At 67.6% G+C, this 25,563-nt stretch carries 24 protein-coding genes; 18 read left to right on the forward strand and 6 right to left on the reverse strand.

Annotated features, from left to right (window positions below):
• A partial coding sequence (locus tag N7640_RS22675) for a hypothetical protein (protein WP_279906237.1) occupies positions 1-510 on the reverse strand: 510 nt, incomplete at its 3' end.
• Between the two features lie 80 nt (positions 511-590).
• Here N7640_RS22675 and N7640_RS22680 point away from each other — a divergent pair.
• The 4 genes from N7640_RS22680 to N7640_RS22695 all read left to right on the forward strand — a co-directional run bounded on the left by N7640_RS22680 (position 591) and on the right by N7640_RS22695 (position 5,614).
• Entirely contained in the window at positions 591-3,287 is a 2,697-nt protein-coding gene (locus N7640_RS22680; RefSeq protein ID WP_279904210.1) for a GGDEF domain-containing phosphodiesterase, read from the forward strand.
• 95 nt (positions 3,288-3,382) lie between these two features.
• Positions 3,383-4,030 carry a peptide-methionine (S)-S-oxide reductase MsrA gene (gene msrA / locus N7640_RS22685; RefSeq protein ID WP_279904211.1) on the forward strand — a complete coding sequence of 216 codons (648 nt, stop codon included), beginning with the start codon at positions 3,383-3,385 and terminating at the stop codon, positions 4,028-4,030.
• A 61-nt stretch (positions 4,031-4,091) separates the two neighbouring features.
• Positions 4,092-4,289: a YjfB family protein gene (locus tag N7640_RS22690; protein WP_220811464.1), complete on the forward strand. Its 198-nt coding sequence runs from the start codon at positions 4,092-4,094 to the stop codon at positions 4,287-4,289.
• A 68-nt stretch (positions 4,290-4,357) separates the two neighbouring features.
• Entirely contained in the window at positions 4,358-5,614 is a 1,257-nt protein-coding gene (locus N7640_RS22695) for an HD-GYP domain-containing protein (RefSeq protein WP_279904212.1), read from the forward strand.
• A gap of 127 nt (positions 5,615-5,741) precedes the next feature.
• On the opposite strand, the gene N7640_RS22700 is transcribed toward N7640_RS22695, so the two are convergent.
• A complete protein-coding gene (locus tag N7640_RS22700; protein ID WP_279904213.1) occupies positions 5,742-7,337 on the reverse strand; it encodes a malate:quinone oxidoreductase in 1,596 nt (531 codons plus the stop codon).
• 397 nt (positions 7,338-7,734) lie between these two features.
• Between N7640_RS22700 and N7640_RS22705 the strand changes: the two genes are divergently transcribed.
• A complete protein-coding gene (locus N7640_RS22705) occupies positions 7,735-9,093 on the forward strand; it encodes a choice-of-anchor Q domain-containing protein (protein WP_279904214.1) in 1,359 nt (452 codons plus the stop codon).
• Between the two features lie 7 nt (positions 9,094-9,100).
• On the opposite strand, the gene rlmJ is transcribed toward N7640_RS22705, so the two are convergent.
• A complete protein-coding gene (rlmJ, locus tag N7640_RS22710; RefSeq protein ID WP_279904215.1) occupies positions 9,101-9,937 on the reverse strand; it encodes a 23S rRNA (adenine(2030)-N(6))-methyltransferase RlmJ in 837 nt (278 codons plus the stop codon).
• A gap of 145 nt (positions 9,938-10,082) precedes the next feature.
• On the opposite strand from rlmJ, the gene N7640_RS22715 reads away from it, so the two are divergent.
• Positions 10,083-11,885, forward strand: a complete 1,803-nt coding sequence (locus tag N7640_RS22715) for an acyl-CoA dehydrogenase (RefSeq protein ID WP_279904216.1) — start codon at positions 10,083-10,085, stop codon at positions 11,883-11,885.
• 125 nt (positions 11,886-12,010) lie between these two features.
• Here the strand turns inward: N7640_RS22715 and ribD are convergent, their stop codons facing one another.
• Positions 12,011-13,123 (reverse strand): bifunctional diaminohydroxyphosphoribosylaminopyrimidine deaminase/5-amino-6-(5-phosphoribosylamino)uracil reductase RibD, encoded by a 1,113-nt coding sequence (gene ribD / locus N7640_RS22720; RefSeq protein WP_279904217.1) that lies wholly within the window; start codon positions 13,121-13,123, stop codon positions 12,011-12,013.
• Entirely contained in the window at positions 13,120-13,584 is a 465-nt protein-coding gene (gene nrdR / locus N7640_RS22725) for a transcriptional regulator NrdR (RefSeq protein WP_220811451.1), read from the reverse strand. Before nrdR ends, ribD begins: the two co-directional genes overlap by 4 nt.
• A 146-nt stretch (positions 13,585-13,730) precedes the next feature.
• Here nrdR and N7640_RS22730 point away from each other — a divergent pair, with 146 nt between their 5' ends.
• The 7 genes from N7640_RS22730 to N7640_RS22760 all read left to right on the forward strand — a co-directional run bounded on the left by N7640_RS22730 (position 13,731) and on the right by N7640_RS22760 (position 20,573).
• On the forward strand, positions 13,731-14,249 hold the full coding sequence (locus N7640_RS22730) for a sigma-70 family RNA polymerase sigma factor (RefSeq protein ID WP_279904218.1): 519 nt from the start codon (positions 13,731-13,733) through the stop codon (positions 14,247-14,249).
• Positions 14,246-15,229 carry a FecR family protein gene (locus N7640_RS22735; RefSeq protein WP_279904219.1) on the forward strand — a complete coding sequence of 328 codons (984 nt, stop codon included), beginning with the start codon at positions 14,246-14,248 and terminating at the stop codon, positions 15,227-15,229. Before N7640_RS22730 ends, N7640_RS22735 begins: the two co-directional genes overlap by 4 nt.
• A gap of 90 nt (positions 15,230-15,319) precedes the next feature.
• Positions 15,320-17,728: a TonB-dependent siderophore receptor gene (locus tag N7640_RS22740; protein WP_279904220.1), complete on the forward strand. Its 2,409-nt coding sequence runs from the start codon at positions 15,320-15,322 to the stop codon at positions 17,726-17,728.
• A 361-nt stretch (positions 17,729-18,089) separates the two neighbouring features.
• On the forward strand, positions 18,090-18,527 hold the full coding sequence (locus tag N7640_RS22745) for a hypothetical protein (protein WP_279904221.1): 438 nt from the start codon (positions 18,090-18,092) through the stop codon (positions 18,525-18,527).
• A complete protein-coding gene (locus N7640_RS22750) occupies positions 18,524-19,189 on the forward strand; it encodes a 50S ribosomal protein L11 methyltransferase (protein ID WP_279904222.1) in 666 nt (221 codons plus the stop codon). Before N7640_RS22745 ends, N7640_RS22750 begins: the two co-directional genes overlap by 4 nt.
• 77 nt (positions 19,190-19,266) lie before the next feature.
• Positions 19,267-20,139, forward strand: coding sequence for a thioredoxin (gene trxA, locus N7640_RS22755; protein ID WP_279904223.1), 873 nt, complete (start codon positions 19,267-19,269; stop codon positions 20,137-20,139).
• A complete protein-coding gene (locus N7640_RS22760) occupies positions 20,139-20,573 on the forward strand; it encodes a thioesterase family protein (protein ID WP_279904224.1) in 435 nt (144 codons plus the stop codon). The genes trxA and N7640_RS22760 overlap by 1 nt, the downstream gene beginning before the upstream one ends.
• Before the next feature lie 28 nt (positions 20,574-20,601).
• Here N7640_RS22760 and N7640_RS22765 read toward each other — a convergent pair whose 3' ends face one another.
• Positions 20,602-20,940, reverse strand: coding sequence for a hypothetical protein (locus tag N7640_RS22765; RefSeq protein ID WP_279904225.1), 339 nt, complete (start codon positions 20,938-20,940; stop codon positions 20,602-20,604).
• A gap of 112 nt (positions 20,941-21,052) precedes the next feature.
• Between N7640_RS22765 and N7640_RS22770 the strand changes: the two genes are divergently transcribed.
• From N7640_RS22770 to N7640_RS22790, 5 genes are all read left to right on the forward strand, one after another.
• A complete protein-coding gene (locus N7640_RS22770; RefSeq protein WP_279904226.1) occupies positions 21,053-21,643 on the forward strand; it encodes a DUF2796 domain-containing protein in 591 nt (196 codons plus the stop codon).
• A 151-nt stretch (positions 21,644-21,794) separates the two neighbouring features.
• Positions 21,795-22,502: an ABC transporter ATP-binding protein gene (locus N7640_RS22775; RefSeq protein ID WP_279904227.1), complete on the forward strand. Its 708-nt coding sequence runs from the start codon at positions 21,795-21,797 to the stop codon at positions 22,500-22,502.
• Between the two features lie 268 nt (positions 22,503-22,770).
• Positions 22,771-24,033: an ABC transporter permease gene (locus N7640_RS22780; protein WP_279904228.1), complete on the forward strand. Its 1,263-nt coding sequence runs from the start codon at positions 22,771-22,773 to the stop codon at positions 24,031-24,033.
• A 7-nt stretch (positions 24,034-24,040) separates the two neighbouring features.
• The gene (locus N7640_RS22785; protein WP_220811428.1) at positions 24,041-24,550 is read left to right on the forward strand and encodes a DUF3299 domain-containing protein; all 510 of its coding nucleotides are present in this window, start codon (positions 24,041-24,043) and stop codon (positions 24,548-24,550) included.
• Positions 24,551-24,672: 122 nt separating this feature from the next.
• Positions 24,673-25,359, forward strand: a complete 687-nt coding sequence (locus N7640_RS22790) for an OmpW family outer membrane protein (RefSeq protein ID WP_220811426.1) — start codon at positions 24,673-24,675, stop codon at positions 25,357-25,359.
• Positions 25,360-25,563: the final 204 nt, after the last annotated feature.

Consider the following 25,563-nt stretch of genomic DNA (forward strand, 5'->3'; position numbering starts at 1 on the left):
AATCAGGAAACTGATTGCCTTGGCCAGGTCGGCGGCGCCCTGGTGGTCGCGCAGCACCGTGATCCAGGGGCTGCCATCGGCCGGGTTGTTCAGCACGCAGGTGATTCCTCCATGCGGGCAGTCGTAATGAATGTAGGGGTCGACGCCGAACACCGACAGACGCTGGTTGCTGACCGTCAGGCTGTTGCTCTGCGCCTGACGGGTCTCCTGGCGCAGCAGCAGTTCGCCCGCTCCGGCGATGCTCAGCTGGTAGCGCAGGTCGCTGCGCTGTGCCGGCGACTTGCCGATCTGGTAGCCCGCGCGCAACGCGTAGGTATCGAGCAGCGCGTTGCTGTGGTCGAGCAGCGCCTTGCGATCGTCCTTGGTCAGATACAGCCGTTTGAGCTCGGCGAGATAGCGCGCCTGCTCCTCTCCGCTCAGCTGACTCTCGCTGGCCTGCGCCGGGGCTCCCACGCCCAGGCTCAGCAGCAGCAGCAACCCGCTCAGTCTTCTTGTCAGTCCCAGCCGCATGATGCACCCTTGCCGAACTCGATTGATGTAACAGACTCTAGCCTGCCCCGACCGGCAGCATACTGGAAGCCAACCGTTCGATGAAAAGCCATCCCGATGCCGCCAGCCGTCAGGCGGCCGAGGTTGTGACGCAGTTGCCAGTGCCTTCGCGCCTCGGCATGCTGCGCTTCGAACGCTTGAACGAACCCAGCTGGACCCTGCTGTTCCTCGATCCCTTATGCGAACGCCAGCTCGGCGTCGGCGCCAGCGAACTCTGCGCCCTGCTCGACTCCCCCTATGCCAGCCTGATGGAGCCCGAGGCCCGCTACCGTCTGCATGACGAAATCCAGCGGCAAGTGGCGCAGACCCAGCACTATTCCGTGCGCTATCGCCTGCACACGCCGAATGGCGCGCTGCACATGCTGGAGATCGGCGAGCCGTTCCGGCAGCGCGGCAGGTCGCTGTTGCGGGGCTACCTGCAGGTGACCGCCGAGACCGGGGACACGCTGGCCACGCAGCGCCTGGAAGAACTGCAGGCGCAGAACACCCAGCTCAGGGCGGAACTGGAGCTGCACCAGCAGAACCAGGCAGACCACCTGCAGCACCTGACCCGCTCGCGCGCCCAGCAGAACCTGATCGTGCAGCTGGCCCGCCACCGTTACAACGCGCTGGACCCGCTGCGCGAGGCGGCCGAGCTGATCACCCGGGCCGCCTGCGAAACCTACGACGTGGCCCGCGCCAGCATCTGGCACCTGCACGGCGAGAAGCTGGAGCCGGTGGCCCTGTATCGCCGCGACATCGAACGCCACGAACTGCCGGCCGCCATCGACGCCAGCCAGTTCCCGCGCTATCTGGAGGCCCTGCACAGCGGCCGCGCCATCGACGCTCACGACGCCCAGACCGACCCGCGCACCAGCGAACTGGCGGCCGGCTATCTCCAGCCGCTGGGCATCGGCGCACTGCTCGACGCCAGCGTACGCCTCGGCGGCGAGGTGGTGGGCATCCTCTGCCTGGAGCACGTCGGGCCGGCACGCACCTGGCAGGCCGACGAGGTGGCCTTCGCCGGCGAGCTGGCCGACCAGTTCGCCCAGGCCATGAGCAACCAGCAGCGGCGCGACGCCACCAGCGCCCTGTTCCTGTTCCAGCGCGCCGTGGAGCAGAGCGCCAGCGCCTTCCTGCTGTTCGACCGCGACGGCCTGGTGCAGTACGTCAACCCCAGCTTCACCTCGATCACCCAGTACGGCGCCGAGGAAGTGCAGGGCCGGCGGGTGTCCCAGCTGCCGGCCCTGGAGAACCTCGGCGACCTGCTGTTCGACGCCCAGGCCGGGCTGGCCGAGCGCAACAGCTGGCAGGGCGAGTTCCGCAGCCGGCGCAAGAACCTCGAGCCCTACTGGGCCCAGCTGTCGATCTCCAAGGTGTACAACGACGACGGCGAGCTGACCCACTACATCGGCATCTACGAAGACATCACCCAGAGCAAGCTGGCCCAGCAGCGCATCGAGCGCCTGGCCTACAGCGACAACCTCACCGGCCTGGGCAACCGCCCCTACTTCATCCGCTGCCTGGAGGAACGCTTCGCCCGCCAGGGCAGCCAGGCCTTCAGCCTGCTGCTGGTGGACATCGACAACTTCAAGCGGATCAACGACAGCCTGGGCCACCAGACGGGCGACAAGCTGCTCACCAACCTGGCCCGGCGCCTGCGCAACAGCCTGACCCAGGGTACCAGCCTGGCCCGCTTCGCCAGCAACGAGTTCGCCGTGCTGCTCGATGGCGCCGGACAGGACGCGGGCCTCAAGCTGGCCCAGGAACTGCTGGGCACCCTGGACAAGCCGCTGTTCGTCGACAACCAGCTGATCAGCGTCACCGGCACCGTCGGCCTGGCCTGCGCCCCGCTGCACGGCGCCGACCCGCACACCCTGATGAAGCACGCCGGCCTGGCGCTGCACAAGGCCAAGGCCAACGGCAAGCACCAGGTACAGATCTTCACCGAGGCCCTGAACGCCGAGGCCAGCCACAAGCTGTTCGTCGAGAACAACCTGCGCCGGGCGCTGACCCAGAACGAGCTGGAGGTCTACTACCAGCCGCAGCTGTGCCTGCGCACCGGCCAGTTGGTGGGCCTGGAGGCGCTGTTGCGCTGGCGCCATCCGGAGAAGGGCATGATCAGCCCGGACCAGTTCATCAGCGTGGCCGAGGAGACGGGGCTGATCATCCCCATCGGCAAGTGGGTCGCGCGCCAGGCCTGCCGCACTAGCATGGAACTGGCCACCCTGGGCATGGGCGAGGTGCAGGTGGCGATCAACCTGTCGGCCAAGCAGTTCACCGACCCGGACCTGGTCGGCTCGATCGCCGCCATCCTCGACGAGGAACAGCTGCCGACCCGCCTGCTGGAACTCGAACTCACCGAGAGCCTGCTGCTCGAAGGCGACGACGCCACCCGCCAGCAGGTGGCGCGGCTCAAGGCCCTGGGCCTGACACTGACGATGGACGACTTCGGCACCGGCTACTCGTCGCTGAGCTACCTGAAGAAATTCCCCATCGACGTGATCAAGATCGACCGCAGCTTCATCAAGGACATCCCCGAGAACGAGGACGACATGGAGATCACCTCCGCGGTGATCGCCATGGCCCACAACCTCAAGCTCAAGGTGGTGGCCGAGGGCATCGAGACCGCCGCCCAGCTCGGCTTCCTCCGCCGCCAGCACTGCGACGTCGGCCAGGGCTACCTGTTCGACCGGCCCATCCCCGGCCGCGAACTGCTGGAAAGCCTGCGCCGCTATCCCTGCCGTGGCGGCGCCTGAGCCGGTTCCCGGACGAGCTGCCTGCCTTTCCCGCTTCAACCGCCGCACCGGCGGAGTAAGCTATGTTCCACTCCGCCCTCTCACAGGAGCCCGTCATGGTGCTGCGTTCGCAAATCCTCGCCCACAAGCTCGAACTGCCGAGCGCCGAACAGGCCCTGCCGGGTCGCGCCGAGAGCCTGCAGGTGCCCGAGCGGCACTATGTCAACGGCAACCCGCTCAAGCCGCCCTTCCCCGCCGGCCTGCAGCAGGCGGTCTTCGGCCTCGGCTGCTTCTGGGGCGCCGAGCGCCGCTTCTGGCAGCAGCCGGGGGTATGGACCACCGCGGTGGGCTACGCTGGCGGACACACGCCGAACCCGACCTACGAAGAAGTCTGCTCCGGGCTGACCGGCCACACCGAGGTGGTGCTGGTGGTGTTCGACCCGCAACAGACCAGCTACGAGCAACTGCTCAAGGTGTTCTGGGAGGCCCACAACCCGACCCAGGGCATGCGCCAGGGCAACGACATCGGCACCCAGTACCGCTCGGCCATCTACTGCGCCGACGCCGCCCAACTGGCCGCCGCCGAGGCCAGCGAGCAGCGCTTCCAGGCCGAACTGGAGAAGGCCGGGCTCGGCGCCATCACCACCGAGATCGCCGAGGCGCCGACCTTCTACTACGCCGAGGCCTACCACCAGCAGTACCTGGCCAAGAACCCCGGCGGCTACTGCGGGCTGGGCGGGACCGGGGTGTGCCTGCCGGCGTGAAGGGGAACCTCCGCTCCCGCCGTGCAGTCGACCGCTTAGGCCGATTCTCCGGAGAACCCCCATGGAACTGAGCAGCATCGCCAGCGCCGTCTCCAACGCCAGCGCCGCCCAGGCGTCGGCCATGGCGGCGGTCCTCCTGCTTCGCAAGACGCTGGACCTCCAGGCCGAGAGCGCCATCGGCCTGATCCAGGCCATTCCCCAGGTCACCCCGCCGAGCAACCCGCCCAACCTGGGCAACTCGATCGACGTGATGGCCTAGCGCCCGCTGCCAGGCCCCTGGCAAGCCGCTAGACTGCCATCACGAAGCCATCACCCAGCGAGCCCGGCATGCCCGCCACCACCGTCCCCATTTCGCCCGAACAGCTGCGCGTAGGCCTCTACGTGCACCTGGACCTGAGCTGGTGGGAACACGACTTCACCTTCAGCAACTTCAAGATCAGGGACGAGCACCAGCTCAAGGCCCTGCGCGACCTCGGTCTGGAACAGCTCCGCTACGAGCCGGCACGCAGCGACTGCGATCCCCTCCCTCTGCTGCCGCCAGAAGCCCGGCCGGAACCCGCGCCCCAGGCGCCGGCCAGCCCCGAGGAACTGGCGCGCCAGGCACGCGCCGCCAAGCTGGGTGTCCTGCGCAAGCGCCTGGCCGAGGTGGATCGCCGCTTCATCCAGGCCAGCCAGCGAGTCAAGTCGCTCAACCAGACGCTACGCAACCAGCCGGAGGAGGCGGTCAAGCTGGCCGGCGAGGTGGTGCGCGACCTGGTCGATGCGCTGGCCGGCGAGGATGGCGCGGCGCTGCACAGCATCAACGGCAAGGCCTCCGAGGACGCCTACTTCCACTCGCTGAACGTGACCGTGCTGTCGGTGATGCTCGGCCGCCAGCTCGGCTACGACAGCGAGGCCTGCCACAGCCTGGGCCTGGGCGCGCTGCTGCACGACATCGGCAAGCTGGAGATTCCCAGCAAGGTGCTGCTCAAGACCGAGCCGCTCACCCGCCCGGAGCAGAAGCTGCTGCAGATGCACTGCGAGTTCGGTGTGCGCCGCGGCCAGCAGCTGATGCTCGACGACGAGGTGCTGCGCATCATCCACGAACACCACGAGCACTGCGACGGCAGCGGCTACCCGCGCGGCCTGCGCGAGGCCGCCATCGGCCGGCTGAGCCGGCTGGTGACCATCGCCAACACCTTCGACAACCTGTGCAACCCGCCGAACCCGCGCGACGGCCTGAGCCCCCACGAGGCCCTGGCGCTGATGTTCAAGCAGCAGCGCGAACGCTTCGACGACGTGGCCCTGAGGGCCTTCGTCCGCTGCATGGGCATCTACCCGCCGGGCAGCCTGGTGCAGCTGGAGGACGAGCGCCACGCGCTGGTGCTGGCCATGCACCCTACCCTGCCGCTCAGGCCGACGCTGATCCTGTACGAGCCGAGCATTCCCAAGGCCGAGGCGCTGATCGTCAACCTGGAGCACGAGCCGCAACTGGCGATCGCCCGCAGCCTGCGCCCATCGCAGCTGCCGCCGGAGGCGCTGGAATACCTCAACCCGCGCCAGCAGCTGACCTACTACGTCGATCCGAACCAGCGCGGCCGGTAGGGCGGGTGAAACCCGCGAGCCGGCACGCGGGTTTCACCCGCCCTACGTGCCTGGAAAGCAAAACGCCGCGACTCCGTAGAGGAAGTCGCGGCGTTCTCCTGGGCGACAGGCATCGCGGCCTGCGCCGTCACCGGACGGTATCACCCCCCGCCACCACGGTTTCCGGCTGGACCGGCACATGGATCAGCTGCAAACGCTCGCTGGTGGAGGCGCGGATGCGGTTGGTCAGTTCGAGGTCGTCGTTCAGCTTCTGCCCGTACGAGGGGATGATCTCCTTCAGGCGCGCCTGCCACTCCGGCGTCTGCACCTTGTCCTTGAAGGACTTCTCCAGCACGGTCAGCATGATCGGCGCCGCCGTCGAGGCGCCCGGCGAGGCGCCGAGCAGCGCGGCGATGCTGCCGTCGGCGGAACTCACCACCTCGGTGCCGAACTGCAGCACGCCGCCCTTGTCCGCGTCCTTCTTGATCACCTGCACGCGCTGGCCGGCGGTGATCAGCTCCCAGTCCTCGTCGCGGGCGTCGGGGAAGTACTCGCGCAGGGCGTGCATGCGGTCTTCCTGGCTCAGCATCAGCTGGCCGATCAGGTAGCGGGTCAGGTCCATGTTGTCCCAGCCGGCGTGGGTCATGGGGCCGATGTTGTCGGTGCTGATGGCGGCGAACATGTCCCACAGCGAGCCGTGCTTGAGGAACTTGCTGGAGAAGGTGGCGAAGGGCCCGAACAGCAGCACCTTCTCGCCGTCGATCACCCGGGTGTCGAGGTGCGGCACCGACATGGGCGGCGAGCCCACCGAAGCCTTGCCGTACAGCTTGGCCTGGTGCTGGGCGACGATCTCCGGGTTGCGGGTCAGCAGGAACTGGCCGCCCACCGGGAAGCCAGCGTAGCCGTCGGCCTCCTCGATGCCCGACTTCTGCAGCAGCGGCAGCGCCGCGCCGCCGGCGCCGATGAACACGAAGCGAGCCTTGATGCTGCTCTCCTTCTCGTCGTTGGCAAGGTCGGCGACCACCACCGTCCAGCTGCCGTCGTCGTTGCGCACCAAGTCGCGCACCTCGTGGCTCAGGTGCAGGGACACGCCCTCGCGCTGGGTCAGCGAGCCGATCAGCTGCTTGGTGATCTCGCCGAAGTTGACGTCGGTGCCGATGGGCATGCGCGTGGCGGCAATCTTCTGCGCGGGGTCGCGGTCGGCCATCACCAGCGGCACCCAGCGGGCGATCTGCGCCGGGTCCTCGGAATACTCCATGCCGCGGAACAGCGTGCTGTGCTGCAGGGCGGCATGGCGCTTCTTCAGGTAGGCGACGTTGTCGTCGCCCCAGACGAAGCTCATGTGCGGCACATTGTTGATGAACGACTTCGGCTCCTTGAGCACGCCCAGGTCCACCTGGTGGGCCCAGAACTGCTTGGAGATCTCGAACGACTCGTTGATCGCCACGGCCTTGCTGATGTCGATGCCGCCGTCGGCGGTCTCCGGCGTGTAGTTCAGTTCGCAGAACGCCGAGTGGCCGGTGCCGGCGTTGTTCCAGGCGTTGGAACTCTCCTCGGCGACCTTGTCCTGGCGCTCGTAGATGTCGATGGTCCAGCCCGGTTCGAGTTGGTTGAGGTAGGTGCCCAGGGTGGCGCTCATGACGCCGCCGCCGATCAGCAGCACGTCGACGGAGCGTTCCGGCTTGGGCGGCTCGGAGCAGCCCGCCGCAACGAGGCAGAACAGGACCAGCAGGAGTTTCTTCATGGCAATGACCTATGTGCGATTGGCAAGGCGGATCGACCGGCCCCACGCTCGGGCCGCGCTCTGCGAGGCGCGTTCGCCGATCCGTCGCGGTCGACGGGTGGGGAGTCGAGACAGGGGCCGTTCGGTCGGTTGACCGCCAAACGAGCCGGGAGTTGACGGCTTTTGTGCCAGCGGGGGACAAAAGGTCGCGCAGCCATTAGCAAATCCGGTGCCGGCGGCGAAAACCGCATGGCGCGGGCCCGCGCGCCGCCCTGCAGGAGAGGAAACTGGCCGGACTCCGCCACCCGCGTGGCGGACGACCGCCACCGCCCGCACCGGAACGGGAACCCGGGCGCGCGGAGCAGGGTCCATCGACGAACCCAGCAGTCCCCGTCCACCCGACTTCGCGAGGGCTGCCATGTCCCTTCCCCGCTCATCCTGCGTTTCATCCTGTCTCGGCCTGCTCACCTGCCTGGCCCTACCAAGCCTAGCCCAGGAGCTGCGCGTCACCACCCCGCTCGACGAGACGGACGGCGCCTGCACCGTGCAGCACTGCTCGCTGCGCGAGGCGGTGGCCGCCGCCAATGCCGCGCCCTCCGAGGCGAGCCTGATCCTGCTCGGCCCCGGCACCTACCGGCTGGCCCTGGCCAACCGCCGGGGCGCCCAGGACGAGGTGATCGAAGAGGATGCCAACCTCGTCGGCGACCTCGACGTGCTCGGGCAGGTCACCCTGGTCGGCGCCGGCTCGGGCCGCACCGTGCTGGACGCCGCGCGGGTCGACCGCCTGCTCGACGTGCACAGCGGCGCCAGCCTCACCCTGCGCGGGCTGAGCCTGCACAACGGCCTCACGCAGCATGACGGCGGCGCGCTGCGCAACCGCGGCACCCTGCAACTGACGGACGTGAACCTGATCGACAACCGCTCCTACGTCTACCTGGTCGAGAGCCGGGGCGGCGCACTGGCCAACTTCGGCACGGCTCGACTGCACCACGTGCGCGCGGAAAACAACCTGGTGGACGGCGGCGAAACCACCATGGGCAAGGGCGGCGCCCTGTACAACGAAGGCACGCTGCTGGTGCGCGACAGCCGCCTGCAACTCAACCGCTGCATCGACTACCACGAGGTCGGCATGGGCTGCGGCCTGTTCAACCAGGGCACGGCGGACCTGGCCCGGGTCGCCCTGGTCGGCAATCGCACCGCGCCGGACGGCATGGGCGGAGCCATCCTCAACCTGGGCCGCCTGAACCTGGTCAACTCGACCCTCAGCGAAAACTACAGCGGCGAGAAGGGCGCCGCGCTGGACAACGGCGACCGCTACAACCCGCAACCGAGCGGCACGCCCAGCGCCACGCTGAGCCATGTGACCATCGCCGAGAACGACGGCTACGGCCTGCTCAATTACGACGGCACGGTCGACCTGCGCAACGTCATCGTCGCCGGCAACCGCCAGCGCGAGACCGGCGAGCCACGCAACTGCCACCAGCGGGACAGCGCCGTCGCCATGAACGTGCGCGGCCTGCTGCTGGGCAGCGACGCCGGCAACTGCGTCGGCAGCATCAGTGTGGACAACGACCAGGTGCTCATTCGCGAGCTGTTCCCGCTAGCGGAGAACAACGGCACCCTGGCCCACGCCCTGCGCCGCACCAGCGCCGCGCTGGACAGCGCCGAAGGCGCCTGCCCCGGCCATGACCAGCGCGGCCTGACCCGCCCCCGCGACAGCGATGGCGACGGCATCGCCCGCTGCGACCTGGGCGCCTTCGAGCGTGCCGGGCCTTGAGTGAAGGTTAGTCGGCGATCAGCCAGTCCAGGCGCCAGTCGCCCTGGCTCTGCGCCAGCTTGCCGGCCAGCCAGGGCAGCAGTTGCCTCAGCTCGTCTTCCAGGCCCCAGGGCGCGTTGGCGATGGCCAGCCCGGAGCCAGCCAGGCGGCCGGCGTCGTCCGGGGCATGGACGAACAGCTCGGCGCGCAGCAGCTTGGGCGCGCTGGATTTCTCCAGGCCCTGATAGAAGCGCTTGAGCTGGCGCTCGTCCTTGATCGGGTACCAGATGGCGACCACGGTCTGGCGCATACGACCGATGGCCTCGTCCAGCGCGGTGACGCAGCGCTCCAGCTCGTCGGCCTTCTCGAACGGCGGGTCGATCAGCAGCAGGGCGCGTTTCTCCGCCACCGGCAGCAGGGCACGCGGCACGTGCCAGCCCTCGCCCAGGTGCACGGCCACGCGGCGGTCGCCCTTCATGTTGTCCTTGAGCAGCTGGCCGTCTTCCGGGTGCTTCTCGTTGAGCAGCACCCGGTCCTGCTCGCGCGTCAGCTGGCGCGCCAGCTCGGGCGAGCCGGGGTAGTAGCGCAGCCGGCCGTCCGGGTTGAGGTCCCGCAGCACGCCGAAGTAGTCGGCGGCCGCCTCGGGCAGGTCCGGCGCCTCCCACAGCCGGCCGATGCCCTCCAGCCACTCGCCGGTGCGGCTGGCCTGGTCGCCCTGCAGGTCGTAGAGACCGACGCCGGCGTGGCTGTCAAGGTAGGCGAAGGGCGCCTCCTTGCGCGACAGCAGAGCGATGATGCGGCTGATGACGAGGTGCTTGAGCACGTCGGCGTGGTTGCCGGCATGGAAGGCGTGGCGGTAGTTCATGGACGCTTTACCTGGAACGGGGCGCGAATTGTAGCCCGAAGGGATGACGACGGCAGGTTCTGGCGGTTCATCAGGCGGATGAATCTTGCTAGGCAGCCTCTATTCACGATTCTAGACTTCAGAAAGATCCCACCGGAGACGATTCATGTCCGAGTCCTTGCTCAGTTCCCGCAACCTGGCCTTCGAACTCTACGAAGTGCTGGACGCCGAAGCCCTCACCCAGCGCCCGCGCTTCGCCGATCACAACCGCGAGACCTTCGATGCCGCCATCGCCACCGCGCGAGGTATCGCCGAGGAGCTGTTCGCCCCGCACAACCGCAAGAACGACGAGCACGAGCCGCAGTACGTGGACGGCGCCGCCGTGCTGATCCCCGAGGTCGAGCCGGCGCTGCGCGCCTTCCACGACGCCGGTTTCCTCAACGCCACCCGCGACTTCGAGGCCGGCGGCATGCAGCTGCCGAACCTGCTGTCGCAGGCCTGCTTCGCCCACTTCCAGTCGGCCAACTGCGCCACCAGCTCCTACTCCATGCTGACCATGGGCGTGGCCAACCTGATCGAGGCCTTCGGCAGCGACGAGCAGAAGGCGCGCTACCTGCAGCCGATCATCGACGGCCGCTTCTTCGGCACCATGGCGCTGACCGAGCCGCACGCCGGCTCCTCGCTGTCGGACATCCGCACCCGCGCCGAGCCGCACGCCGACGGCAGCTACCGGCTCAAGGGCAACAAGATATTCATCTCCGGCGGCGACCAGCCGATCTCCGAGAACATCGTGCACATGGTGCTGGCCAAGCTGCCGGACGCGCCGCCCGGGGTGAAGGGCATCAGCCTGTTCATCGTGCCCAAGTTCCACGTCAACGACGACGGCTCGCTGGGCGCGCGCAACGACGTGACCCTGGCCGGCCTGTTCCACAAGATGGGCTGGCGCGGCACCACCTCTACCGCGCTGAACTTCGGCGACAACGGCGAGTGCGTCGGCTACCTGGTCGGCAAGCCGCACCATGGCCTGAGCTACATGTTCCAGATGATGAACGAGGCGCGCATCGGCGTCGGCATGGGCGCGGTCATGCTCGGCTACGCCGGCTATCTGTACTCGCTGGAATACGCCCGCGAGCGCCCGCAGGGCCGCCAGCCGGACGGCAAGGACCCGACCAGCCCGCAGGTGTCGATCATCGAGCACGCCGACGTACGGCGCATGCTGCTGACCCAGAAGGCCTACGTGGAAGGCGCCTTCGACCTGGGCCTGTACGCCGCCCGCCTGTTCGACGACACCCATACCCTGGAGACCGCCGAGGACCGCACCCGCGCCCTGGAGCTGCTCGACCTGCTCACGCCGATCGTCAAGTCCTGGCCCTCGGAGTTCTGCCTCAAGGCCAACGAGCTGGCCATCCAGATCCTCGGCGGCCACGGCTACACCCGCGAATACCCGGTGGAGCAGTACTATCGCGACAACCGCCTCAACCCGATCCACGAAGGCACCCACGGCATCCAGTCGCTCGACCTGCTCGGCCGCAAGGTGTCGATGAACGGCGGCGCCGCGCTCAAGCGCCTGATGGGCCTGATCCAGAACACCTGCCGCCGCGCCGAGGCCTTCGAGTCGCTGGGCCGCCTGCGCCAGCCGCTGGAGCGGCTGGTCAACCGCCTCGGCAGCGTGACCCTGGCGCTGATTGGCGACCTGATGGCCGGCAAGGTCAACCAGGGCCTGGCGAACTCGGCGCTGTACCTCAAGGTATTCGGCCACGCGGTGATCGGCTGGCGCTGGCTGGAACAGGCGATCCGCGCCGAGGAAGGCCTGGCCCGCAACAACGCGGCGGACACCGAGTTCTACCAGGGCAAGCTGCAGGCGGCCCGCTACTTCCTGACCTGGGAAGTGCCGGCATGCCATCACGAGCTGGCGCTGCTGGAGGCGCGCGACGATACCTGCCTGGAGATGCAGGCGGACTGGTTCTAAGAGCCGCCATTACGGTCGAGTCACTTTCGATCACCGCCTGACGAAAGCCCACGCATGTGGCCTGGACATAGCCCAGGCTGCTGCCCCATGCAGAGTGCATATGCACCCTGCGGAACGCGGACGCCCTAGCCCTTCGGTACTGCGGTGATCCGCCAGTCGGCGCCGACCGCGCGGATGTCGCGGATATCCAGTTCCTGGGCCTCGGCCATGCGCGCCAGCGGCCAGTCGAGCAGTGGGCGGGCGCTGGAGCCGAGGAACTTGGGCGCTACGAACAGCTGGTACTCGTCGACCAGCCCGGCGCGGGCGAAGGCGCCGGCCAGCTTCGGCCCCGCTTCCACCAGCACCTCGTTGGCGCCGCGCCCGGCCAGTTCGAGCAGCAGCCGGCGCAGGTCGACGTGGCCGTTGCTGCCGGGCACCGCCAGCAGTTCGTGGCGTTCCTCGCTGAAACGAACACGGGCGGCGGCCGCGGCGCAGGTGGCGACCAGCGCCGGGCCGGCCTGGAAGAACGGCGCGGAGAGCGGCACGCGCAGGCGGCCGTCGACCAGCACACGCAGCGGCGGTCGATCGATGGCCAGGGCGGTCAGCTCGGCGTTCAGACCCAGTTCCTCGGCGCGCACGGTGAGCCGTGCCTGGTCGGCCAGCACGGTGTCGGCGCCGGTGACGATGGCGCTGGCCCGCGCGCGCAGGCGCTGTACGGCAGCGCGTGCCTCGGGGCCGGTGATCCACTGGCTCTCGCCGCTGGCCATGGCGGTGCGGCCGTCCAGGCTCATCGCCAGCTTGACCCGGACGAACGGCAGACCCTGTTCCATGCGCTTGATGAAGCCGGCGTTGAGTTCACGCGCCTCGGCCTCCAGCACGCCGCTGTGCACGGCGATGCCGGCATCCGCCAGACGCAGCAGGCCGCTGCCGGCGACCTGCGGGTTGGGGTCGCGCATGGCCGCGACCACCCGGCCCACGCCGGCGGCGATCAGCGCGTCGGCGCAGGGCGGGGTGCGGCCGTGGTGGCTGCACGGCTCCAGGGTGACGTAGGCGGTGGCGCCGCGCGCCCTGTCGCCGGCCTGACGCAGCGCATGGACCTCGGCGTGCGGCTCGCCGGCCTTGGCGTGCCAGCCTTCGCCGACGACCTTGCCGTCCTGCACGATGACGCAGCCGACCCGCGGGTTGGGATGGGTGGAATACAGCCCCTTGCGCGCCAGCTCCAGCGCGCGGGCCATGTAGTGCTGGTCCGGCAGGCTCATTCTTTCGACGGCTCGCGGGCCAGGCGCTCGATCTCCTCGCGGAACTCGTTGAGGTCCTGGAATCGGCGGTACACCGAGGCGAAGCGGATGTAGGCGACCTCATCGAGCTTCTGCAGCTCGGTCATCACCAGCTCGCCGAGCACCCGCGACTTGATTTCACGCTCGCCGGTGGCACGCAGGCGGTGCTTGATGTGGGCGATGGCCTCCTCCAGGCGCTCGACGCTCACCGGCCGCTTCTCCAGGGCACGCTGCATGCCGGCGCGCAGCTTCTCCTCGTCGAACGGCTGGCGGCTGCCGTCGGACTTGATCAGGCGCGGCATCACCAGTTCGGCGGTCTCGAAGGTGGTGAAGCGCTCGCCGCAGGCCACGCACTCGCGGCGGCGGCGGACCTGTTCGCCCTCGGCGACCAGGCGGGAATCGATGACCTTGGTGTCGTTGGCAGCGCAGAAAGGACAATGCATTACAGAAAGGCGCCCAGGAAATGGTGGCTCATGGTAGCGCATCCGTTTGCGCAGACAAATGAACGCCCCGGAGCGAAGCCGACTTGCCAAAGCACCGATCGGCGGAGAAGATGAGAACGATTTTCATGAACTTCGATTGCTCACACATGCCTGCCGACAAAAGCTCGCCGCCCCCTTCCCTGCACAGCCTCTATGCCGACCACCACGGCTGGCTGTATGCCTGGCTCTGCAAGAAACTGCAGAACCGTGCCGATGCCGCGGACATGACCCAGGACACCTTCCTGCGCGTCCTCAATTCCCCACCACTCGAAAGGATCCAGGAGCCCCGGGCGTTTCTCTGCACCGTGGCCAAACGCATCCTGTGCAGCTTCTGGCGCCGTCATGAACTGGAGCAGAGCTACCTGTCGGCCCTGGCCAGCCTCCCGGAGCCCGTCGCTCCCTCGGAGGAGGAATATGCCCTGGTGCGTGAGGCGCTGGAGGCCATCGACCGCCTGCTGGACGGCCTGCCAGGCAACGTGCGCCATGCCTTCCTGCTCAATCGCCTGGAAGGGCTGCCCCATGCGCAGATCGCCGCGGAGCTCGGCGTCTCCCTGGCCACGGTCGAACGCTGGATCAAGCGCGCCCTGACCCATCTGTATCTCGCCCGCCTGCAGGAGGCGCCATGAGCGGCGGCAGGCGCCTCGACCCCATCGGCGAAGCGGCCATCGACTGGATGATGCGACTGGACTCGGGCAGCGCCGGCGCGACCGAACGCCAGGCTTTCGAGACCTGGCTGGCGCAGGACCCGCGCCATCGACACGCCTGGGAGCACCTGCAGGGTCAGCTGGCAGAGCCCCTGGCCCGGTTGGTCCAGGCCGAGCGGCAGATGCCCGGCCAGTTGCACGCCGCCACCCAGGCGTTGCGCCAGCCGGGGCTTTCCGCCAGCAGACGCAAGCTGCTTGGCGGCAGCGGCGCTCTGCTGGTGCTGCTTGGCCTGTCCGGTGGTATCGCCCTGCAACGCAACATGCCGCTGAACGCGGTATTCGCCGACCTGCGCAGCGGTACCGGCGAGCGCCGCCGCATCAGCTTGCCGGATGGCAGCCTGCTGATCCTCAACGCGCGCTCGGCGGTGGATCTCGATTTCAGCGCAGACCTGCGCCTGCTGCACCTGCGTGAAGGCGAGCTGCAGGTCAGCGTAGCCGCCGATGCCAGCCGTCCCTTCTTGGTGCAGACCGCCCAGGGCCGGGTGCGCGCACTGGGTACACGCTTCACCGTTCGCCAGACAGGCAGCCACAGTCTGGTATCTGTGCAGGAGCACAGCGTCGAGATCAGCACCCTCGGCGGCCAGCATGCTGTCGTCGAAAGTGGCGGCACCTTGCGTTTCAGCAGTACCACGGTCAGCCCGCAGGCGACGGACCCGAGCCGCTACGCGAGCTGGGTCGACGGCCTGCTGGAAGTTCGCGACGAACCACTGGAGGCCGTCATCGACGCCCTGCGCCCCTATCGTCGCGGCCTGCTGCGTGTCTCGCCGGAAGCCGCAAGACTGCGGTTATTCGGCGTATTTCCCCTGGACGACAGCGAACGCGCCCTGCAAGCCTTGGCCGAGGTCCTGCCGATCCGCATGGAGCGCTACGGCCCCTGGCTGACCCTGATCGACAGCCGCTGAATAAAAATATTTCTCATCATGTGAGGGGTTTTCCCGCCTCGTTGGACATGGCTAGCGAATGCCAACGAAACCCAACGAGGAATGCACCCGATGCGCCCCACCCGTTTGAACCCCGCCAGCCTGGCGCTGGCCGTGTCTCTGGCCACCAGCGGTACCCTGGCCCTGCTGCCAGTCCATGCCACCCTGGCTGCCGAAGCCAGGCTCGGCTTCGATATCGCCAGCGGCCCGCTGGAACAGACCCTGCGCCAGATCGCCCGGCAAAGCGGCCGAGTGATCGCCGCCGACCCCGCTCTGCTGCAGGGCAAGCGGTCCGCTGCCGTGCGCGGTGATTTCAACGCGGAAGAAGCCGTGCGCCAGGCCCTGAGCGGTACCAACCTGCAACTGCTGGTCACCGACAACGGCACCCTGACGGTACAGGTAGTCGAAACAGGGAGCGCCCTGCAACTGGGGGCGACCAGCATCAGCACCAGCCGCCTCGGCGCGACCACGGAAGGTACTGGCTCCTACACCACTGGCGCGACCAGCACCGCCACCAAGATGAACCTGTCGATTCGCGAAACGCCACAATCCATCAGCGTCGTCACCCGCCAGCAGATGAACGACCAGAACATGCAGTCCCTGGAAGACGTGGCCATGGCCGCGACAGGGATCAATACCGTCAAGGGTTTCGGCACCGAGCGTCCCCTGTATTACGCGCGAGGTTTCCAGGTGGACGACCTGCAGGTCGACGGCCTGCCGACCAGCGTGACCGAAAGCTTCTCGATGGACGTCATGTCCGTGAACAACATGGCCATGTATGACCGGGTCGAGATCGTGCGCGGCGCCAATGGCCTGCTGCAGGGTGCGGGCAACCCGTCAGCGGCCATCAACATGGTGCGCAAGCGGCCTACCCTGGACTATCAGCTCAAGGCCGAGATAGGCGCGGGCTCATGGGATAACTACCGGACCCAGCTGGATGTCGGCGGCCCGTTGAATGCCGAAGGGACCCTGCGCGGTCGAACGGTACTGATGTACAACAACCGCAATAGCTACCAGGACTACGCCGGCAAGGAAAACCAGCTGTTCTATGCAATCGGCGAAGCGGATCTGAGTGACTCGACCACCTTGACCGTCGGTGGATCGGTGCAGCAGGACAACAACAACGGCTACGACTGGGGTGGACTGCCGACACGCCTGGACGGCAGTTTCTACGACCTCTCCCGTTCGACCTCTACGGCCGGCAAATGGGCCTATCTGGACAAGCTGAACCGCAACGTCTTCGCCGATATCAAGCACTCGTTCAACGAAGACTGGAACCTGACCGTCGCGACCAATCTCATCTGGTCCAATGCGGACTTTCTGGCACAGGTCGGCTATCACACCTTCGATACCGACTCGTCGATGCAGTACTACCCCAACAGCGCCAGATACGATGACGAGCAGATCAACCTGGACGCAGCGCTGAACGGCGCGTTCAACCTGATGGGCCGCAAGCATGAAGTGGTCGTGGGGACGAGCATGCGCCGCGATCGCCTGCAGTACGTGACCGGCTCGCCGAGCATCTACCCTACGGTGGACGTCCTCGACTTCGATTCTTCGCAATTCCCCAAACCGGAAATAGTCGGGAACCTCACACCAAGCCGCCATGTGCGCAAGGACAAGGGGATCTACGCGGCTACCCGTCTCAATCCTGCCGACGACCTCCACGTGATCCTCGGCAGCCGCTTGAGCTGGGTCGATTACGATACCCAGGGGCCATGGGAAACCGACCGTTTCAAGGAAGACCGCAAGGTCATTCCGTACGGCGGCATCGTCTATGACATCACCGATCAGACCTCGGTCTACGCCAGTTACACTGAAATCTACAAACTGCAAAGCAACTACAGTGTCGACAACAAGCTGCTCACCCCCACGACGGGTAGCAACTACGAGATCGGCCTGAAGAACGAGCTGTTCGACGGCAGACTCAACGCCTCTCTGGCGCTGTTCCAGGTCGATCAGGCGGGTCTGCCCCAGGTCGTTCCCGAGGCAGGCCGCGTCTGCGGACCGACCCGCGATGCACGCTGCTATACCGAAGGTGCCAAGGTGCGCAACCGCGGCTTCGATGCGGAAGTGTCGGGCGAGCTGATGCCAGGGTGGAATGCCTCGATGGGTTACACCTACAGCCATCCCAAGTACGTTGCCGGGGCCCGCAAGGGCGACACCTACGGTACGGAAAACTCGCCTCAGCGACTGTTCAAGGCGGCTACCACCTATCAGCTGCCGGGTGAGCTGGACCAATGGCGAGTGGGTACCAGCGTCTATCACCAGAGCAAGCTGTACCTGAACAACATCACCCAGAGCGCTTACAACCTGGTCGATCTCAACGCCAACTATCGCGTCAACCAGAATGTCAGCGTCCAGTTGAACCTCAACAACGTGTTTGACGAGAAGTACTACACCGCCATCTTCAGCGAAGACACCGGCAACTACTACGGCGCCCCGCGCAATTTCGCGCTTACCCTGCGCTACGAAAACTGATCCGCCCCTGCGCCGGCCACCTCCGAGCCTGGGCTCACAGGTGGCTGGCACCTTGCCCTCCTTGCAACTGCGCACATCTCCTGCGGACCCGAAGTCCTGCACTCGAAGGCTCCGTTACGGCGGCCTGAAGGTTGTCGATCCTTACGGTATTTGAGCCATTGCCTTCAAGAGAAAGGCTGCGCCCGAACGCGCAAGCTCGCAGGGTGGATGACACGACGCTTGTCCACCCTCCCACCGCACAGCCCGTATCGAGAGAGAATGCTCGCCTGATCGTCCTGCCACTACCGGCGCTTTCCTTTGCATTTGCCCCGGCGCTGCTGGGAAAATCCAGCGCATTGTCCTCACCTGTACTGGTAGCCCGATGCCCCTGCGTCTGCTCGCCCTTTCCAGCCTGATCATCCTGCTCACGGCCTGCGCTTCCGAAGCGCCAAAGCCGGCACCCGCCGAGCCGGCAAATTCGATCAAGACTCCCGAACCGACACCCGCGCCCTTCCTCCATGAATTGCAAGGCAAGCTGCTCGGCGTGCCGGCCAGGGCCGATGTCGAACTGGCGTTGCTCGTGGTGGATGAGCGCGGTCGCCCGCAGCGCCTGCTGTCGAGCCTGAAACTGGTCGGCTCCGGCAACGCCCTGCCGTTTCGCCTGGGCTTCGACCCGGCCGCGTTTCCAGCGCAGCAGAAGGTCGAATTACGTGGCCGCGCCAGCCAGTCCGGCCGCCTGATCCTGCACCTGCCATCGCGCCTGATCCCGAGCGCCGATTCGCAGTCGGTGGGTGACCTGCAGCTCGTGCCGGCCCCATGAACGCTCCAGCCATCCTGCAGGACGCCCTGGGTCAACTGCTGGGCGACGCCCGCCTGGTGGCGGAAACCCTGCCGGGTACCGACCTGAAGCTGTGGCTGATCGATGCGGCGAACATGGACCGCAGCTTCAGCCCCGAGGAGACCCGGCGCATCCTCGAGGAGCCGCCCTACTGGAGCTTCTGCTGGGCCAGCGGCCTGGCCCTGGCGCGCTGGCTGGCGGAACGGCCGGAGTGGGTGCGCGGCAAGCTCGTGCTGGACTTCGGCGCCGGCTCCGGGGTGGCGGCCATCGCCGCGGCCAGGGCCGGCGCGGCGGAAGTGGTGGCCTGCGACCTCGACCCGCTGGCCATCGAGTCGTGCCGCGCCAACGCCGAGCTGAACGGCGTGGAGTTGGGCTACTCGCTGGACTTCTTCGCCGAACCGGATCGCTACGACCTGATCATCGTCGCCGACGTGCTCTACGACCGCGCCAACCTGCCGCTGCTCGACGCCTTCCTAACTCGCGGCCGGGAGGCCCTGGTGGCCGACTCGCGGGTCAAGGACTTCCAGCATCCTCTGTACCAGCGCCTCGGCCTGCTCGACGCCTGCACCTGGCCGGACCTGGCCGAGCCGGCGGAATTCCGCAACGTCAGCCTCTACCACGCCACGCGTCCCGGAAAACCCTAGCCCGGTGCAATCCGGGCTTGTATCCGCCGGCCCGCGCCCGCATTTATAGTCCAGCCTTTCGCCCTTCGAGAACGACCATGAGCGATACCCCCTACATCTTCGACGTGTCCGGCGCCGCCAGCTTCGAACAGCTGGTGATCGAGAACTCCTTCCACAAGCCGGTGCTGGTGGACTTCTGGGCCGAGTGGTGCGCGCCGTGCAAGGCGCTGATGCCGATGCTGGCCAAGATCGCCGAGGAGTACCGCGGCGAGCTGCTGCTGGCCAAGGTCGACTGCGACGCGGAGCAGGACATCGTGATGCGCTTCGGCATCCGCAGCCTGCCCACCGTGGTGCTGTTCAAGGATGGCCAGCCGGTGGACGGCTTCGCCGGCGCCCAGCCGGAGTCGGCCATCCGCGAGATGCTCAAGCCGCACGTGGCCGAGCCCGCGCCGCTGGCCGCCGACCCGCTGGAAAGCGCCCAGGCGCTGTTCGCCGAGGAACGCTTCGGCGAGGCCGAGGCGCTGCTCAAGCAGGTGCTCACCGAGAACAACGAGAACGGCACGGCGCTGATCCTCTACGCCCGCTGCCTGGCCGAGCGCGGCGAACTGGGCGAGGCCGAGGCCGTGCTCAACGCGGTCAAGGGTGACGAACACAAGCAGGCCCTGGCCGGTGCCAAGGCGCAGCTGACCTTCCTGCGCCAGGCCGCCAACCTGCCGGACGGCGCCGAGCTGAAGAGCCGCCTGGCGCAGAACCCGGGCGACGACGAGGCCAGCTACCAGCTGGCCGTCCAGCAGCTGGCGCGCCAGCAGTACGAGGCGGCGCTGGACGGCCTGCTCAGGCTGTTCGTGCGCAACCGCGGCTTCCAGGAAGGCCTGCCGCACAAGACCCTGCTGCAGGTGTTCGACCTGCTCGGCAACGACCATCCGCTGGTCACCGCCTACCGCCGCAAGCTGTACCAGGCGATCTACTGATGGCGCCCTTCCACCTGCTCATGCGGGTGCGCTACGGCGAGTGCGACGCCCAGCAGGTGGTGTTCAATGCCCGCTACGGCGACTACGTGGACGTGGCCGCCACCGAGTTCTACCGCGCCGTGTTCGGCAGCTACCAGGCGCTGCTGGACCAGGGCCTGGACAGCCAGGTGGTGCGCATGGTCATCGACTGGAGCGCGCCGGCGCGGTTCGACGACGTGCTGCAGCTGGAGGTCCGCACCCTGCGCCAGGGCAACAGCTCCTTCGCGCTGGAGGTGGACATCCGCCGCCACGCCGACCAGGCGGCCATCGCCCGCGCCGAAGTCACCTACGTGATGGTCGACGCCCGGGCCTTCACCAAGACGACCATTCCCGACGCCATCCGCGCCCAGCTGGAACGCGGCGCGCCCGACGTGACCGTCGACCAGGCAGGCTGAGCACCGTAGGGCGGGTGAAACCCGCGCCCTATCCCACCCAACGATACAGCGGCGCTTCGGCGCCGCTTTCTATCTGCACCTGCGAACAATGGCGCAGGCGCACCAGCAGGCGCTTGCCGGCCGCCTCGCCGCCGGCCAGGGCGCTCAGCTCGGCGAGCAGCTGCGGCCCTTCCATGCTCCCCACCCGCTGCAGCAGCTCCAGCGCCAGGGGCCAGTTGCGATCCGCCGGGCTGACCGGGGCCGGCGCAGGTGCGGCCGCCGTCGCCTGCGCCGGCAGATGGGCCGCCAGCTGCGCCCAGTCCCCGTCATCCATCTCCACCGTCAGGTCCACCGGCCAGTCGCCGATCCGCCCCTTGATCCGCAGCATCTTCCGCTCCTCGCCTCATCCAGGCCGCCATGCTGCCACGCCATCCGGGGCTGGCCAATTATGGCGGCAAAGTGTTACAACATAACCTAACAATCACCCGCCGGAGCCCGCCATGCGCCACATCCTGCTCGCCCTGCCCTTCGCCCTGTTGCCCCTGGCCGTCACCCAGGCCGCCAGCCACGACCATGTGCACGATCACGAGCATGCCCACGAGGAGCACGGCAGTCTCGGCACACACGAGCACGGCGTCGCCAGCCTCAACGTGGCGCTGGACGGCCAGACCCTGGAAATCCAGCTGGAAAGCCCGGCGATGAACCTGGTCGGCTTCGAGCACGCCGCCACCAGCGACGCCGACAAGGCCAAGGTCGCCGCCGTGCGCAAGCAGCTGGAACAGCCGCAGGCGCTGTTCGCCCTGCCGATCGAGGCCAAGTGCGCCCTGCAGGAAAGCGAGCTGGAGAGCCCGCTGTTCGGCGAAGCCAAGCACGAGCACGCCGATCACGATCACGGCGACGAGCACGGCCACAGCGACATCGACGCCAGCTACCGCTTCACCTGCGCCAATGCCGAGGCCCTCAAGACCCTGGAGCTGGGCAGCTTCTTCGGCAGCTTCCCCGGCACCGAGAAGCTGGAGGTGCAGCTGATCGGCCCGAGCGGCCAGCAAGGCGCAGAGCTGACGCCGAAGAACGCGCGCCTGAGCTTCTGACGCCCAGAGCAGTCGTCATTCCCGCGAAGGCGGGAATCCAGAAGAACCCCACAGCACCTGGACTCCCGCCTTCGCGGGAGTGACGGCAAGAGGTTCTTTCAGAGTTTCCCCAAGGTAAGCTGCCCCATACCTCTCCCACACGACCTGCCCCATGCCCGACTCACTGATCGAACTTTCCGACCTCGGCTTCGCCTGGCCCGGCCAGGCCGAACTGCTGGATATCCCCACCTTCACCCTGCGGCGCGGCGAGAGCCTGTTTCTCAAGGGCCCCAGCGGCAGCGGCAAGACCACCCTGCTCGGCCTGCTGGGCGGCGTGCAGAAGCCCGGACGGGGCAGCCTGAGGCTGCTCGGCCAGGAGCTGTCGAGCCTGTCTTCCGGCGCCCGCGACCGCTTCCGCGTCGACCACACCGGCTACATCTTCCAGCAGTTCAACCTGCTGCCCTTCCTCTCGGTGCACGAGAACGTCGAGTTGCCCTGCCGCTTCTCGAAGAGCCGCGCCCGTCGCGCCGCCGAGCGCCACGGCAGCGTCGACACGGCCGCCGCGCGACTGCTGGAGCACCTGGGGCTCAAGGCCGAGCTGCTGCAGCGCCGCGCCGATTCGCTGTCCATCGGCCAGCAGCAGCGGGTGGCCGCCGCCCGCGCGCTGATCGGCCAACCCGAACTGGTGATCGCCGACGAACCGACCTCGGCGCTGGACCATGACGCCCGCGAAGCCTTCCTCCAGCTGCTGTTCGCCGAATGCCGCGCGGCCGGCGCCAGCCTGCTGTTCGTCAGCCACGACCAGAGCCTGGCGCCGCTGTTCGACCGCAGCGTCTCGCTGGCCGAGCTGAACCGCGCCAGCAAGCCGGTGGAGGTATAGGGTCTGTTCCCGGTTTTTTGTGGGCCGCGCCGGAACCAGTTTTTGCGCGGAGCAAGGCATGAGGAGGGAGGTTTGGTTATTCCAAATGAACGACGAATAACGCAGCACCGCGCAAAAACTGGCCCGGCCCTCCGGGTTGCGCGTCAAATGGCGCCATGCGTTGTTGCGGAACTTGCCAAGGGGGCGACCATTGCCTGCGTCCCGCGCCTAGCCTGGCGCCATTTGACGCAGCAACGCGGCCCACAAAAAACCGGGAACAGACCCTAACATGCACCTATTGCGCATCGCCCTGGCGAGCCTCGCCAACCGCCGCTTCACCGCCCTGCTCACGGTGTTCGCCATCGCCCTCTCGGTGTGCCTGCTGCTGGCCGTGGAGCGGGTACGTACCGAGGCCCGTGCCAGCTTCGCCAGCACCATCAGCGGCACCGACCTGATCGTCGGCGCCCGCTCGGGCAGCGTGAACCTGCTGCTCTACTCGGTGTTCCGCATCGGCAATGCCACCAACAATATCCGCTGGGACAGCTTCGAGACCCTGAGCAAGCATCCGCAGGTGAAGTGGGCCATCCCGCTTTCGCTGGGCGACTCGCACCGCGGCTACCGGGTGCTGGGCACCGACGCCGGCTACTTCGAGCACTACCGCTACGGCCGCGGCCAGGGCCTGCGGCTGGCCGAGGGCAAACCGTTCGCCGACCTGTTCGAGGTGGTGCTCGGCGCCGAGGTGGCCGAGGCGCTCAAGTACAAGCTCGGCGACAGCATCGTGCTGGCCCACGGCGTCGCTACCGTCAGCCTGACCCAGCACGACGACAAACCGTTCCGCGTGGTCGGCGTGCTCGCCCGCACCGGCACGCCGGTGGACCGCACCCTGCACATCTCGCTGGAGGGCATGGAGGCGCTGCACGTGGACTGGCAGAACGGCATGCCGGCGCGCGGCGCGGCCAAGGTCTCGGCCGAGCAGGCGCGCGACATGCATCTGCAACCCAAGGCGATCACCGCCGTGCTGCTCGGGCTGAAGAGCAAGGTCGCCACCTTCGCCGTACAGCGCCAGGTCAACGAATACCGTGGCGAGCCGCTGCTGGCGATCCTCCCCGGCGTGGCCCTGCAGGAGCTGTGGAGCCTGATGGGCACGGCGGAGAAGGCGCTGTTCGTGGTCTCCCTGTTCGTGGTGCTGACCGGGCTGATCGGCATGCTCACGGCGATCCTCACCAGCCTCAACGAACGCCGTCGGGAGATGGCCATCCTGCGCTCGGTGGGTGCGCGGCCGTGGCACATCGCCGGACTACTGGTGATGGAGGCGCTGGTCCTCGCCCTGGCCGGCGCGGCGCTGGGGCTGGGGCTGCTGTATGCCGGCATCGCCGCCAGCCAGGGCTGGGTGCAGGCGCAGTACGGCCTCTACCTGCCGCTGGCGCTGCCCAGCCCCTATGAGTGGGGGCTGCTCGGCGCTATCCTGGCCGCCGCCCTGCTGATGGGAGCCGTGCCGGCGTGGCGCGCCTATCGGCAGTCGCTGGCCGACGGCCTGTCCATTCGCCTGTGAGGTTGCCATGCGTCATCTGCTGTTCGCCCTGCTGCTGTGTGCCACCTCGGTCCTGGCCGGAAACACGCGCGAGCTGACCTGGAGCGAGCTGATCCCGCCGGACGCCCCGCCGCAACCGATGCAGCAGGCGCCGATGCACGACCTGTCGCAGCTGGCCGACGCCCTGGCCGCCGAGAGCGGCCCGGCAGCCCAGCAGCTGTCGCCGAACGCGCCGGTGGTGCAGGAACTCAACGACCAGCGGATCAAGCTGCCCGGCTACATCGTGCCGCTGGACGTGACCGAGGAAGGCCGGGTGACCGAGTTCCTCTTCGTGCCCTACTTCGGCGCCTGCATCCACGTGCCGCCGCCACCATCCAACCAGATTGTGCACGTCACCACCGAGCTGGGCGTGCTGATGGACGCGCTCTACCAGCCGTTCTGGATCGAGGGGCCGCTCAAGGTCGAGGCGCGCGGCAGCGAAATGGGCACCGCCGGTTACCAGATGGCCGCCGAAAAGATCTACCCTTACGAGCTGTAGTAGTGCGACAGGCTGCCGCACACCGTACCGCCCGCCTATTGAGCCAGGTCAACAAGTCGCCCGGGCGGCGCCGTAGGATGACAGCCAGCCAACACACATTGCCGACTCCCCGGAGCTCCATGATGAAGAAGACACTGCTCGCCTCCTCCCTGATCGCCCTCGCCCTGGCCGCGCCGCTGGCCCAGGCTCACAAGGCCGGCGACATCATCGTCCGCGCCGGCGCCGTCACCGTCGATCCCCATGAAAGCAGCAGCGACATCTGGGTCGGCGCACTGGGCACCGATGTGGCCGGCACCAAGGCCACCCTGGACAGCAACACCCAGCTCGGCCTGAACTTCGCCTACATGATCACCGACAACATCGGTATCGAACTGCTGGCCGCCACCCCGTTCAGCCACGACGTGGGCGTGAAGGGCATGCCCGGCCCATACGCCGGCCTCAACGGCAAGCTCGGCGAGCTGAAGCACCTGCCGCCGACCCTGAGCGTGGTTTACTACCCGCTGGACGCCTCCTCCGCCTTCCAGCCCTATGTCGGCGCCGGCCTCAACTACACCTGGTTCTTCGACACCAAGCTGAGCAGCGCGGCCGAGGACAAGGGCTTCAGCGGCTTCGACCTGGACGACTCCTGGGGCCTGGCCGGCCTGGTGGGCCTGGACTACATGCTGACCGACAACCTGCTGCTCAACGCCCAGGTGCGCTACGTCGACATCGACACCAAGGGCACCACCAGCTTCGGCGGCCGTGAAGTCGAAGTGGACGTGGATGTCGATCCGTTCGTGTACATGGTCGGCCTGGGCTACAAGTTCTAAGCCCCGACCGCCGCACAAAAAAGCCCCGCACTCGCGGGGCTTTTTGTTGGCCATGCCCACGTTAGATGTTGTATTGCTCCGATCCCTTCTGGATCCCCGCCTGCGCGGGGATGACGAGGTAGGGGAGGAGTTTCTTCCGACCGTCATTCCCGCGCAGGCGGGAATCCAGAGACAGGCAGCTGCAGCGTTCAGCTAGAGGGGTTT

Source organism: Pseudomonas sp. GD04015, from assembly GCF_029837675.1.
In the GTDB taxonomy this organism is placed as follows: Bacteria; Pseudomonadota; Gammaproteobacteria; order Pseudomonadales; family Pseudomonadaceae; genus Aquipseudomonas; species Aquipseudomonas paralcaligenes.